This is a genomic window from Methylobacterium sp. EM32, from assembly GCF_040593685.1.
Classification (GTDB): Bacteria; Pseudomonadota; Alphaproteobacteria; order Rhizobiales; family Beijerinckiaceae; genus Methylobacterium.
Genome location: NZ_JBEXZS010000246.1, coordinates 46926 through 58747, shown reverse-complemented (window position 1 = coordinate 58747; position 11822 = coordinate 46926). Strand labels below are relative to the sequence as shown.

The following is an 11822-nucleotide window of genomic DNA, read 5'->3' as shown; positions in this document are numbered from 1 at the left end:
GGGCAGCGGCCTCAGCCGGGTCCGGGCGTCTTGTCCGGGTAGCGGCAGAGATCGGCGATCGGGCAGCGCCAGCATTCGGGCTTCCTCGCCTTGCAGACGTAGCGCCCGTGCAGGATCAGCCAGTGATGGGCGTTGAGGCGGTAGGGCTCGGGCACGATCGCCTCCAGCCCGGCCTGAACCTTGTCGGTGGTGGAGCCGGGCGCGAGCGGCACCCGGTTGGAGACCCGGAAGATGTGGGTGTCGACCGCGATGGTCGGTTCGCCGAAGGCGACGTTGAGCACCACGCTCGCGGTCTTCTTGCCGACGCCGGGCAGCACCTCCAGCTGCTCGCGGGCGCGGGGCACCGCGCCGCCATGCTCCTCGATCAGGATGCGCGAGAGCGCGATGACGTTCTTGGCTTTGGTGTTGAACAAACCGATCGTGCGGATGTGGTGCCGCACCGTCTCCTCGCCGAGCGCCAGCATCGCCGCCGGATTGTCGGCGAGGGCAAAGAGCGGTGCGGTGGCGAGGTTGACGCTCTTGTCGGTGGCCTGGGCCGAGAGCACCACCGCGACGAGCAGCGTGTAGGGGTTGATGTATTCGAGGTCGGAGCGCGGCTCGGGGTTGGCGGCGCTGAGGCGCGCGAAGATCTCGGCGAGCGTCGCGGCGTCGACCGGCTCCGGCGTGATCGCACGCGCGGTCATGGGCTTGACCAGCCCCGCCTTCGCGAGTCCCGCCTTCACAGGTGCGGTGATTTTGTCGGGGACGGGCGGCTTCCGGCGAGTCATCCGCGCGTTATATTGTGCGCATGGCAAGCGGCAAGGCACCGGACGACGCAAGGACGCGGCACCCCTACGGGCGCGACCCGGACGCGATCGAGCGCCCGGTCTTCTCGGCGACCATCCGGCCGCATTGCTCGCTGTCGCGGCTCGGCTTCCGGGTCGTCATGGTGGCCTGCGGCGGCGTCGCGCTGGTGACCGGGATCGCCTTCCTCCAGATGGGGATGTGGCCGGTCACCGGCTTCTTCGGCCTCGACATCGCGGCCCTGTGGCTGGCGCTGACGCTGAATGCCCGCCGCGGCCGCTCCTTCGAGGAGGTGGTGATCAGCCAGATCGAGGTGCTGGTCGCCCGCGTCAGCCACCGCGGCGAGCGGGCCGAGTGGCGCTTCAACCCGCTCTGGACCCGGCTGCACAAGGTCGAGGACGAGGAATACGGGCTTCTGTCCCTGTCCTTCGTCTCGCGCGGCCAGCGGGTGCTCGTCGCCCGCGACGCCTCGCCGACGGAACGGCAGGTGGTGGCCGACGGGCTGACGCGGGCGCTCGCCGAGGTGAAGAAGGGGTATTGAGCCGTCGATCTGAAATGGTACGCGCCTTCTCAGTCGAGTGAAGCGCCCGGCACAAGCATAGCCAACTCTCCGCGTCATCCCGGGGCTCGCCGAAGGCGAGAACCCGGGATCCATAACCGCTGAGGTTCACGAAAAAGGCGACTAGCGTTCCGCTCTATCCTGTACCATCGGCGGTTATGGATCCCGGGTTCCGCTCCGCGGCCCCGGGATGACACGGTGGGCGTCATGACCGACTTCTGAGTCGCGGTCCGCTCCGCTCCAGTCGTCCGGGAAAGGGGAGGGAGTGGTCGCGGCCAGGCTCCGTCGGGAACCGCCGGCCCGCTTCCTCGCCGGCTTCCGCAACCACTCCGCCAGTTTCGTGAACCGCGGCCGTGCCCCACCCCGCACGGCGATCGCCACCGCCCGCGTCTGCGCCACCAGCACCACCAGCCGCTTGCCCCGGGTCACGCCCGTATAGAGCAGGTTGCGGGCGAGCATCGTGTAGTGCTGGAGCGCGACCGGGATCACGACCGCCGGATATTCCGACCCCTGCGACTTGTGAATCGTGATCGCGTAGGCGGGGCTCAAGGCGTCGAGCTCCTCGAACGGCCAGGTCACCTCCCGCCCGTCGAAGCCTGCGACCAGCAAGCCCGCCTCGGGATCGACCCGCAGCACCACTCCGAGATCGCCGTTGAAGACCTCGCGGTCGTAGTCGTTCTGCCCCACCATCACCCGGTCGCCGGGGGCGAAGACCCAGCCGAACCGCTCGACCGAGACGGCCGGGTTCGGGTTCAGCACCCGCTGGAGCGCCTGGTTGAGGTGGCGGCTCCCCAGGGCCCCGCGGGTCATCGGGCAGAGCACCTGCACGTCCCGGACCGGATCGAGGCCGAAGCGGCGCGGGATGCGGCGCGTGACGATCTCGACCAGCTTCTCGGCCCCGATCTCGGGATCGTCGATCCGCACCACGAAGAAGTCGCCGTCCGGCGTGTCCGCACCCTCCGGCATCTGCCCGGCATTGATCCGGTGGGCCCCGGTGACGATGCGGCTTTCGGCCGCCTGGCGAAAAACCTCCGTCAGGCGCGCCACCGCGACGCGGCCCGAGGCGATCACGTCGGCCAGCACCCGGCCCGGGCCGACGGAGGGCAGCTGGTCGACGTCGCCGACGAGCCAGAGGGCAGCGTGGCGCGGCAGGGCCCGGGTGAGGGCGTTCATCAGCGGCACGTCGATCATCGAGGCCTCGTCCAGCACCAGGAGGTCGCAGGCGAGGGGAGAATGCTCGTTGCGCTGGAAGCCGCCGTGGCGCGGGTCGATCTCGAGCAGGCGGTGGATCGTCTTCGCCTCGCGCCCGGTCTGTTCGCTCATCCGCTTGGCGGCCCGGCCGGTGGGGGCGGCGAGCAGTACCCCGGCCCCCGCCTCGTCGAGCATCCGCAGGAGCGCGTCCAGCGTGCTGGTCTTGCCGACGCCGGGCCCGCCGGTCATCACCGCGACCTTGGCATCGAGCAGCGTCGCGGCGGCGGCGCGTTGCGAGGGCGAGAGCGGCCGGCCGGTCGCGGCCTCGACCCGCGCCAAGGCCGCCGGCGCGTCGATCGCGTCCCAGGGCAGGGGCGCGTCGTCGAGGGCGACCAGCCGCTCGGCGATCGCCTGTTCCGCCGCGTGCAGGCCGCGCAGGAACAGGTGGGGCACGTCTTGAATCGTGTCCATCACCACCGACTCGCCGCCGATCTCCTCGACGAGGGCGGTGCGCAGGAGGCTCGCATCGACCGCGAGCAAGTCGGCCGCGCGCGCGATCAGGTCCGGCACCGGCAGGGCGCAGTGGCCGTCATCCATCGCCGCCTGGAGCGCGTAGGCGAGGCCGGCGCGCAGGCGCTCGAGCGCGGTCGGCGACAGGCCGAGCTTGGCCGCGATGGAATCCGCGGTGCGAAAGCCGATGCCGCGCACGTCGCGGGCCAGCCGATAGGGATCCTCGGTCATCACCTGGACCGAGTCGGTGCCGTAGGTCTTGTAGATGCGCACCGCCCGGGCGGTGCCGACGCCGTGGGCGTGCAGGAAGACCATGATCTCCCGCACCACCTTGTGCTCGGCCCAGGCCGCCGTGATCCGGGCGGCGCGGGTTGGGCCGATCCCCGACACCTCGGTCAGGCGCTCAGGGTTCGCCTCGATCACCGCGAAGGTGTCGGCCCCGAAGGCCGCGACGATGCGCTTGGCCATCTCGGGGCCGATGCCGCGCATCTGGCCCGAGGCGAGGTAGCGGCTGATGCCCTCGACGCCCGTCGGCGGCGTCGCCGCCAGCGTGTCGGCGCGGAATTGCAGCCCGTGCTCGCGGTCGCTGACCCAGGCGCCGGTGGCGGTCACCCACTCGCCCGCCGCCACCGCCGGGGCGTGCCCGATCACCGCCACGAGGTCGCGCCGGCCCCGCGCCTTGACCTTCAGGACGCAGAACCCGCTCTCGGTGTTGTGGAAGGTGACGCGCTCGATCGACCCGGCGAGGGCATCGGGGGAGCGGGAGCGCGGGGGAGCGGCGAGGGCGGCCATCGGCACCCTGGAAGATCGGGAGGGGGCGGGAGTCCCGCAAGGGCGACGGGGCGGATGCGCGACGCCGGACCGGGCCGAATTCGGGTTCGGGAACGATGGGCGAGGCGTTCGCCGCACCGTGAGGGCACGGGGCCGGCCTCCCGTGGTCGACGCGCCTTGCGGCAAGGCTCGTGCTGGAACCGGATCCGCAACGCATGTAAGATGACGGGAGAGATTTCTGACCCGAGGTTCGTGAGCGATGACCAAGAAGGGGCAGCATGTCGTTCCAATGGGCGGAAAGTGGAGCGTGATAAGATCCGGTGCTTCGCGCGCCTCTGCCGTATTTCCCACTCAGCAAGAAGCAATCGAGCGTGGCAAGAAAATTGCACGTGCGCAGAAGACAGAATTATACATCCATGGCAAGGATGGCCGAATTCGCGAGCGGAATTCTTACGGCAACGATCCCCTCCCGCCGAAAGGCTAGGACTTGCCGGATCCCGCGTTCGAAGAGTGCGTTTTCATCAACTGCCCCTTCGACGCCGATTACGACGCGATGCTGCAGGCGATACTTTTCTGTATCGTCTATCTCGGCTTCACGCCCCGCATAGCCAAAGAGAGGAATGACTCGGGCGAATACCGTCTCGACAAGATCAAAAGTCTTATTGAAGGATCAAAGTACTCGATCCACGATCTGAGTCGGATTCAAGCCAGTGAGAAAGGGGAGTATTATCGGCTAAATATGCCGTTCGAACTAGGTATCGATTATGGCTGTCGGCAATATTATGGTAAAGATCGAAATCAAAAAAAGATACTCGTTTTGGAAGAGAAAAAATTCCGATACCAAACTGCAATTTCAGATTTAGCGGGATGTGATATCGAGGCACATAACGGCGAAGTTGACGTTGCGATTCGAAAGATTCGCAACTGGTTGTTGGGTGCAGCCGGCATCCAGCAAGCGGATGGTGCCTCAGGTATATACATCGCATACACCACCAAATTCCAACAATGGTATTTCAAAAGACAAAAATCCGCAGGATTCTCCGACGCTGATATCACCGATTATCAGACGTCGGAACTGCTCGCGGCGATGAAGGAGTGGGTCGCACTCGGCAAGCCGGTCTAGCGTCGTACGGATGCAACCGGCAGCGGGCGCCGGGTCGACGCTTTTGCCAGAGAGGCGGCCCGCCGATCCGGCGATGTCGCGGTGCTCGACGAGGATCGGGCCCTCCCGCTACCCCTCCCGCTCGAAGATCAGGTTCAGCCGGGTCTTGGCGATGCGGCGGTAGCCGTGGCGGGTGAGGAGGGCGGAGAGGTCGGTCTGCCATAGGTCGGTGCCGTCCTCGACGACGAGGAGGCGCGGGAGCAGGGACGGGGGCGCCTGGCGCAGGAACGGCTCGAGGATCAGGTCCTCGGCGCCCTCGACGTCGAGCTTGACCGCGTCGAGCCGGGTCAGGCCCTCACCGCGCACCAGGTCGAGGAGCGAGACCGCCGGCACCCGGATCGCCGCGCCCTCGCTGGTGCCCACCACCTTCAGGCTCGATTCGCCGCGGTTGCGGGGATCGACGAACAGGGTCATCTCGCCGGCCTTGTCGGCCACCGCGCAGGCCACCGCCTTGATGCTCCCGAACGGGTTCTGGGCGATGTTGAAGGTGAGCTTGTCGAAGATATCCGGCTGCGGCTCCACCGCCAGGATCCGCGCCCCGGGGCCGGCGGCGGCGGCCACGAACAGCGCGTATGCGCCGACATTCGCCCCGATATCGAGGAAGACGCAGTCCGGCCCGATCCGCTCGGCGAGAATCTTGCGCTCCAGCGGATCGAAGAACTGCGGGGTGAAGAGCACCTTCTTCTCGCAGTTGTTGTTGTAGGGGTGCAGCCGCATGCGGGCGCCGTAGCGCTCGACGTCGAGGGGCCGGCCGCGCAGCAGGCGGATGGCGCAGCGGCGCAGGAACAGGGCGAGGCGCCGGGCGCGCCAGCTCTCGTCGGGCAGGCGTTCGGTGCGCGAGACGATCCAGCGCACGAGCCCGGCGGGCGCGTAGGTGCCGAAGGGATGGGTGGTCTGTGTCATCGGGCCGGTTCGACGCCGCGGCGCACCGCGGCCGCCCCGCGCGGCGGCGGGGCGGATGAGGAAGTATCGTGGCGCGTCTCATGCCACCCGCGGGCGCGGGCGGCAATGTGCGATGCCACCCGGCGGGCGGGGCGAAATTGTGCGAGGCCACCCCGCAGGCGGGGCAGCCATGCGCGGTGTCAGGCGAGGGGCCCGGGAATCGCCGCTTCCGCCTCGTCCGTCAGCCGTGCCTCGTGCCGGCGCACGAACAGCCACAGGGCGATGCCGCCGAACACCACGAAGGCCAGCAGCCCCAGGCCGATCGGCCCGACGACGTGCTCGATCGAGCGGCCGCACAGATAGGCGCCGAAGCCCATCAGCGAGGCCCAGGCGATGCCGCCGGCGGCGTTGAACAGGAAGAAGCGGCGGGCGTCGAACTGGTTCACCCCGGCGAGCAGGGCCGCGTAGGCGCGCAGCATCGCGGTGAAGCGGCCGAAGAACACGATCTTGCCGCCGTGGCGCTGGAACAGGTACTGGCCGAGCTTGAGCCGGCGGTGGTCGAGGGCGATCTTCGAACCGTGCTTGAGCAGCAGCGGCATGCCCCAGCGCCGGCCGACCCAGTAGCCGACATTGTCGCCGATGATTGCCGCCAAGGCTGCTGCCAGCACCACGAGCCCGATGCGCAACTGCCCGGTCGAGCCGGCATAGACGGCCGCCGAGATCAGCGCGGTCTCGCCCGGCATCGGCACGCCGGCGCTCTCGAGGGTGATGACGAAGAAGATCGCCCAGTAGCCGTACTGGGAGATCAGGTCGGCGATCGGCAGGTCGTGAAGGAAGTGCATTCTGGTACCGTGGACGATCGATGCAGGGCGGCGCCGTGTCGCGCCCCCACCCCCTCAGATAGGCGTGGGGATCGTGGCTCTTCCAGGGCGCCGCTCGGGCGGCGTTCAGCAATCGTGAGGCAACATCGCGGTCGTACTGGCGACGCATTGCCGTGCGGAAAGGCGGGATGGGGCATCGATGGCGGGGCTTCGGGGGCGACGTGCCGCAGGCGGCGTTCGCAGGGCCGGCACGACATGAGGGGCATCGCGGGGGCGCTGCGTCAGGTTTCTAGTCCGGGTTGTCCAGGTCGATGAACGAATTGTCTCCCATCCGCACCGACGACGCGGTCGAGGCGCCGCGCCGCCGGCGCGGCCGCGGGCTGGTCTGGTTCCTGGTCCTGCTGGCGCTCGCGGGCGGCGGCACCTGGGCCTATCGCACCCACTTCCCCGATGGGTTCAAGCGCCCCGAGACGCAGCAGGCCGCCACCGGCCGGCGCGGCGGTCGCCGCGGCGGGGGCGGGGAGGGGCCGCAGGCGGTCGGCGTCGCCATGGTGCAGAAGGGCGAGATGCCGGTGGTGCTGTCGGGCTTGGGCACCGTGACCCCGCTCGCGACCGTGACGATCCGCTCGCAGGTGAGCGGCTACCTCACCCAGATCGGATTCCGCGAGGGCCAGACCGTCAAGGCCGGCGACTTCCTGGCCCAGATCGACGTGCGCCCCTACGAGGCTCTCCTCGCCCAGTACCAGGGCCAGCTCCTGCGCGACCAGGCGCTCTTGCAGAACGCTCGCCTCGACCTCGCACGCTACCAGACCCTAAACCGGCAGGATTCGATCTCGAAGCAGAACGTCGATACGCAAGCCGCCACGGTCAAGCAGTACGAGGGCGTCGTCGCCTCCGACCAGGCGCAGATCGACCAGCAGAAGCTCAACATCAATTATGGCCGCATCACCTCGCCGGTCGAGGGCCGGGTCGGCCTGCGCCAGATCGACCAGGGCAATTATGTCACCGCCGCCTCGACCGGCATCGTCGTCGTGACCCAGCTTCACCCGATCTCGGTGCTGTTCACCCTGCCCGAGACCGTGCTGCAGCGGGTGATGGACCGCCTGCGCGCCGGTGCCACCCTGCCGGTGCGGGTCTTCGACCGCTCCGACACCACCGAGATCGCGCGGGGCAGTCTCGACACCGTTGACAACCAGATCGACGTCACCACCGGCACGGTGAAGCTGCGGGCCTTGTTCCCCAACAAGGACGACCGGTTGTTTCCGAACCAGTTCGTCAACGCCCGCCTCGACGTGGATACGGTGCGCGACGCGGCCCTGGTGCCGGCCGCCGCCGTTCTGCGCGGCACGCCCGGTACATACGTCTATCTCCTGACCGGTGAGGACAAGGTCACGGTGCGTCCGATCGAGATCGGCGAGAGCGACGGGGTGCGGACCGTGGTGACCAAGGGGCTGGCGGTCGGCGACCGGGTGGTGGTCGACGGCACCGACCGGCTGAAGGACGGGGCGCAGGTCCGGGTGACCGGCGGGCGGCCGGAGAAGGCGGCCGGGCCGGAGGCTGAGGCGAAGCCGGCGTCGGAGGGGGAGGGCGCTGCGGCCCCTGCGCGTCCGGAAGGGCCGCGCCAGGAGGGTCAACGTCCGGAAGGCCAGCGTCCCGAGGGCGAGCGCCCGCATCGCCGCCGGCAGCAGAGCCAGAACCCGTGATCATGAACTGGAGCGCCACCCTGAACCCTCCCCCCTCTGCGGGGGAGGGTGCCCCGCGGAGCGGGGCGGGAGAGGGGAACCACGCTTCCGGATATAGCGGAGCCGTCCTGACGGGCGCCCCCTGGATCGGCGTCGCGCTGCCCCTCTCCCGCCCCGCTTCGCGGGGCACCCTCCCCCGCAGAGGGGGGAGGGTTGAGGCCGTGCGCCTTGTGGGGGACGGCGCATGAACCCCTCCCGCCTGTTCATCCTGCGCCCGGTCGCGACCACGCTCCTCATGCTGGCGATCCTGCTGACAGGCATGATCTCCTACTTCAACCTGCCGCTCTCGGCCCTGCCCTCGGTCGATTACCCGACGATCCAGGTGCAGACCTTCTATCCCGGCGCCAGCCCCGAGGTGATGACCTCCGCAGTGACGGCGCCGCTCGAGCGGCAATTCGGCCAGCTCGCCAACCTCAACCAGATGACGTCGCAATCCTCGGCCGGCGCTTCCGTCATCACGCTCCAGTTCAGCCTCGACCTCGGCATCGACATCGCGACGCAGGAGGTGCAGGCCGCGATCAACGCCGCCGGCAACCTTTTGCCGAGCGACCTGCCGGCGCCTCCCGTCTACGCCAAGGTCAATCCCGCCGACGCGCCGATCCTGACCCTCGCGCTCACCTCGAAGACCCTGGCGCTGACGCAGGTCCGCGACCTCGCCGAGACGCGGCTCGCCCAGAAGATCAGCCAGGTCTCCGGCGTCGGCCTCGTCTCGATGGCCGGCGGGCAGCGGCCGGCCGTGCGGGTGCGCTTCAACGCCTCGGCGCTCGCGGCCTACGGGCTCAACATCGACGACCTGCGCACCACCATCAACAACCTCAACGTCAACACCCCGAAGGGCTCGATCGACGGGCCGACTCAGTCCTTCACCATCAACGCCAACGACCAGATCCGCGACCCGGCCGCCTATCGCGACGCGGTGATCGCCTACCGCAACGGCGCGCCGGTGCGGCTCTCGGCGGTGGCCGAGGTGGTGGAGGGGGCGGAGAACACCCAGCTCGGCGCCTGGATGGACACCACTCCGGCGGTGATCCTCAACATCCAGCGCCAGCCCGGCGCCAACGTCATCGCGGTGGTCGACCGGATCAAGGCGCTGCTGCCCCAGCTCCAGGCGACCCTGCCGGCGGCGATCCAGGTCACCCCGCTCACCGACCGCACGGTGACGATCCGGGCCTCGGTCGAGGACGTGCAGTTCGAGCTCTTGCTCGCCATCGCCCTCGTGGTGCTGGTGATCTTCCTGTTCCTGCGCTCGCTGCCCGCCACCCTGATCCCGAGCCTGTCGGTGCCGCTGTCGCTCGTCGGCGCGCTCGCGGTGATGGACCTGTGGGGCTTCTCCCTCGACAACCTGTCGCTGATGGCGCTCACCATCGCGACCGGCTTCGTCGTGGATGATGCGATCGTGGTGATCGAGAACATCGCCCGCCACGTCGAGGAGGGCGACAGCCCGATGGAGGCGGCGCTGAAGGGCTCGCGCGAGATCGGCTTCACCATCATCTCGCTCACTGTGTCTCTGCTCGCGGTGCTGATCCCGCTGCTGTTCATGGGCGAGGTGGTCGGCAGGCTCTTCCATGAATTCGCCATCACGCTGGCAGCCACCATCGTCATCTCGGGCGTCGTCTCCCTGACGCTCGTGCCGATGCTGTGCGCGCGCCTCTTGCGCCACCAGCCGCCCCAGGCTCGCGCCGCCGGGCGGATCGCCAGCGCCGGGCGCCGGCTGATGGAGGGCGGCATCGCCTTCTACGGTCGCACCTTGCGCGGCGTGCTGGCTTGGCAGGGCGTGACGCTGCTCGTGGCTTTGGGCACCCTGGTCCTGACCATCTACCTCTACGTGGTGATCCCGAAGGGCTTCTTCCCGGTCCAGGACACAGGGCTGATCCAGGGCATCACCCAGGCCGACCAGACCGTGTCGTACCGGGCGATGGCCGAGCGCCAGCAGCGCCTGGCGGAGGAAGTGCTCAAGGACCCGGACGTGGTCAGCCTGTCGTCGTTCATCGGCGTCGACGGCCAGAACGTGACGCTGAACTCGGGTCGCTTCCTCATCAACCTGCGCCCGCGCGAGGAGCGGGCGGAGAATGCGAGCGCGATCATCCGGCGGATCTCCGCCCGGGTCGCCGACGTGCCGGGCATCGCGCTCTTCATGCAGCCGGTGCAGGACCTCACCATCGACACCGCGGTGAGCGCGACGCAGTACCAGTTCATCCTGGAGAACCCGGATCTCGGTGCCTTCGACACCTGGGTCCCGCGCCTCGTCGAGCGCTTGAAGCAGATCCCGGACCTCGCCGACGTGGCGAGCGACCGACAGGCGAGCGGTTTGGCGGCCTACGTCACCATCGACCGGGCGACGGCGGGGCGCTACGGCATCACCCCGGCTTCCGTGGACAACGCGCTTTACGACGCCTTCGGCCAGCGCATCATCTCGACGATCTTCACCCAGTCGAACCAGTACCGGGTGATCCTGGAGGCCGATCCCGACCTGCACCGGACGCTCGATTCGCTGCAAAGGATCTACCTGCCGTCCGCCACCGCCACCAACGGGCAGGTGCCGCTCACCGCCATCGCCCAGGTGAGCGAGCGGCGCGCGCCGCTCCTCATCAGCCATCTCGGCCAGTTCCCGGCGACGACGATCTCGTTCAACCTCGCGCCCGGCGCCTCGCTCGGGCCGGCAGTCGCGGCGATCAAGGCGGCGGAAGCGGAGTTGGGTATGCCCGACAGCTTCCGGCTGATCTTCCAGGGCTCGGCGCTCGCCTTCCAGGCCTCGCTCGACAACACCCTGTTCCTGGTCCTCGCCGCCATCGTGACGGTCTACATCGTGCTCGGCGTGCTCTACGAGAGCTTCGTCCACCCGATCACGATCCTGTCGACGCTGCCGTCCGCCGGCATCGGGGCGCTCGCCGGCCTGATGCTGTTCGGGCACGACCTCGACATCATCGGCATCATCGGCATCGTCCTCTTGATCGGCATCGTGAAGAAGAATGCCATCATGATGATCGACTTCGCGCTCCAGGCCGAGCGCGAGGAGGGCATGACCCCGCGGGACGCGATCTTCGATGCCTGCATCCTGCGCTTCCGCCCGATCATGATGACGACCTTCGCGGCCCTGTTCGCGGCGATCCCTCTGATCCTCGGCACCGGCACCGGCTCGGAGCTGCGCCAGCCGCTGGGCATCTCGATCGCCGGCGGCTTGATCGTGAGCCAAGTGCTGACCCTCTACACCACCCCGGTGATCTACCTCGCCTTCGACCGCCTGGGCCGGTGGTTCTCCGGGCGCCGGCGGAGTGGGCTGGCGCCCGGGGAGGCGGTGCCGTGATGAGCGCGAGGTCTGAGCGGATTTCTACTCCCGCTCGTGCGCATCCCCTCTCCCCGCGGGCGGGGAGAGGGCTGCTGACCCCTTGTCGGGTCAGCAG

9 protein-coding genes are annotated in these 11822 nt (G+C 68.8%); 5 read left to right on the top strand and 4 right to left on the bottom strand.

The window, feature by feature from the left end:
* Positions 1-11: 11 nt before the first annotated feature.
* Entirely contained in the window at positions 12-683 is a 672-nt protein-coding gene (gene nth / locus ABZT49_RS31170; RefSeq protein ID WP_355292071.1) for an endonuclease III, read from the bottom strand.
* A 104-nt stretch (positions 684-787) separates the two neighbouring features.
* Here nth and ABZT49_RS31165 point away from each other — a divergent pair, with 104 nt between their 5' ends.
* Entirely contained in the window at positions 788-1324 is a 537-nt protein-coding gene (locus ABZT49_RS31165) for a DUF2244 domain-containing protein (protein WP_355292070.1), read from the top strand.
* Positions 1325-1498: 174 nt separating this feature from the next.
* Here ABZT49_RS31165 and ABZT49_RS31160 read toward each other — a convergent pair whose 3' ends face one another.
* Complete coding sequence (locus ABZT49_RS31160; protein ID WP_355292106.1) at positions 1499-3835, bottom strand: ATP-dependent RecD-like DNA helicase; 2337 nt, start codon at positions 3833-3835, stop codon at positions 1499-1501.
* Positions 3836-4073: 238 nt separating this feature from the next.
* Between ABZT49_RS31160 and ABZT49_RS31155 the strand changes: the two genes are divergently transcribed.
* The gene (locus tag ABZT49_RS31155) at positions 4074-4298 is read left to right on the top strand and encodes a DUF2188 domain-containing protein (RefSeq protein WP_355292068.1); all 225 of its coding nucleotides are present in this window, start codon (positions 4074-4076) and stop codon (positions 4296-4298) included.
* Positions 4299-4301: 3 nt separating this feature from the next.
* Complete coding sequence (locus ABZT49_RS31150) at positions 4302-4937, top strand: hypothetical protein (protein WP_355292067.1); 636 nt, start codon at positions 4302-4304, stop codon at positions 4935-4937.
* A gap of 108 nt (positions 4938-5045) precedes the next feature.
* Here the strand turns inward: ABZT49_RS31150 and ABZT49_RS31145 are convergent, their stop codons facing one another.
* Entirely contained in the window at positions 5046-5879 is an 834-nt protein-coding gene (locus tag ABZT49_RS31145; RefSeq protein ID WP_355292065.1) for an FkbM family methyltransferase, read from the bottom strand.
* 179 nt (positions 5880-6058) lie between these two features.
* Positions 6059-6700: a DedA family protein gene (locus ABZT49_RS31140; RefSeq protein WP_093566862.1), complete on the bottom strand. Its 642-nt coding sequence runs from the start codon at positions 6698-6700 to the stop codon at positions 6059-6061.
* A 290-nt stretch (positions 6701-6990) separates the two neighbouring features.
* On the opposite strand from ABZT49_RS31140, the gene ABZT49_RS31135 reads away from it, so the two are divergent.
* Together ABZT49_RS31135 and ABZT49_RS31130 are read left to right on the top strand one after the other, a co-directional pair.
* Positions 6991-8382, top strand: coding sequence for an MdtA/MuxA family multidrug efflux RND transporter periplasmic adaptor subunit (locus tag ABZT49_RS31135; RefSeq protein WP_355292063.1), 1392 nt, complete (start codon positions 6991-6993; stop codon positions 8380-8382).
* Between the two features lie 223 nt (positions 8383-8605).
* The gene (locus ABZT49_RS31130; RefSeq protein WP_355292062.1) at positions 8606-11725 is read left to right on the top strand and encodes an MdtB/MuxB family multidrug efflux RND transporter permease subunit; all 3120 of its coding nucleotides are present in this window, start codon (positions 8606-8608) and stop codon (positions 11723-11725) included.
* The last annotated feature ends 97 nt before the right edge of the window (positions 11726-11822 follow it).

Coding starts and splice junctions, on each gene's coding strand:
- ABZT49_RS31135 (WP_355292063.1), top strand. CDS start 6,991: ATGAACGAATTGTCTCCCATCCGCACCGACGACGCGGTCGAGGCGCCG.
- ABZT49_RS31140 (WP_093566862.1), bottom strand. CDS start 6,700: ATGCACTTCCTTCACGACCTGCCGATCGCCGACCTGATCTCCCAGTAC.
- ABZT49_RS31165 (WP_355292070.1), top strand. CDS start 788: ATGGCAAGCGGCAAGGCACCGGACGACGCAAGGACGCGGCACCCCTAC.
- ABZT49_RS31160 (WP_355292106.1), bottom strand. CDS start 3,835: ATGGCCGCCCTCGCCGCTCCCCCGCGCTCCCGCTCCCCCGATGCCCTC.
- nth (WP_355292071.1), bottom strand. CDS start 683: ATGACCGCGCGTGCGATCACGCCGGAGCCGGTCGACGCCGCGACGCTC.
- ABZT49_RS31155 (WP_355292068.1), top strand. CDS start 4,074: ATGACCAAGAAGGGGCAGCATGTCGTTCCAATGGGCGGAAAGTGGAGC.
- ABZT49_RS31145 (WP_355292065.1), bottom strand. CDS start 5,879: ATGACACAGACCACCCATCCCTTCGGCACCTACGCGCCCGCCGGGCTC.
- ABZT49_RS31130 (WP_355292062.1), top strand. CDS start 8,606: ATGAACCCCTCCCGCCTGTTCATCCTGCGCCCGGTCGCGACCACGCTC.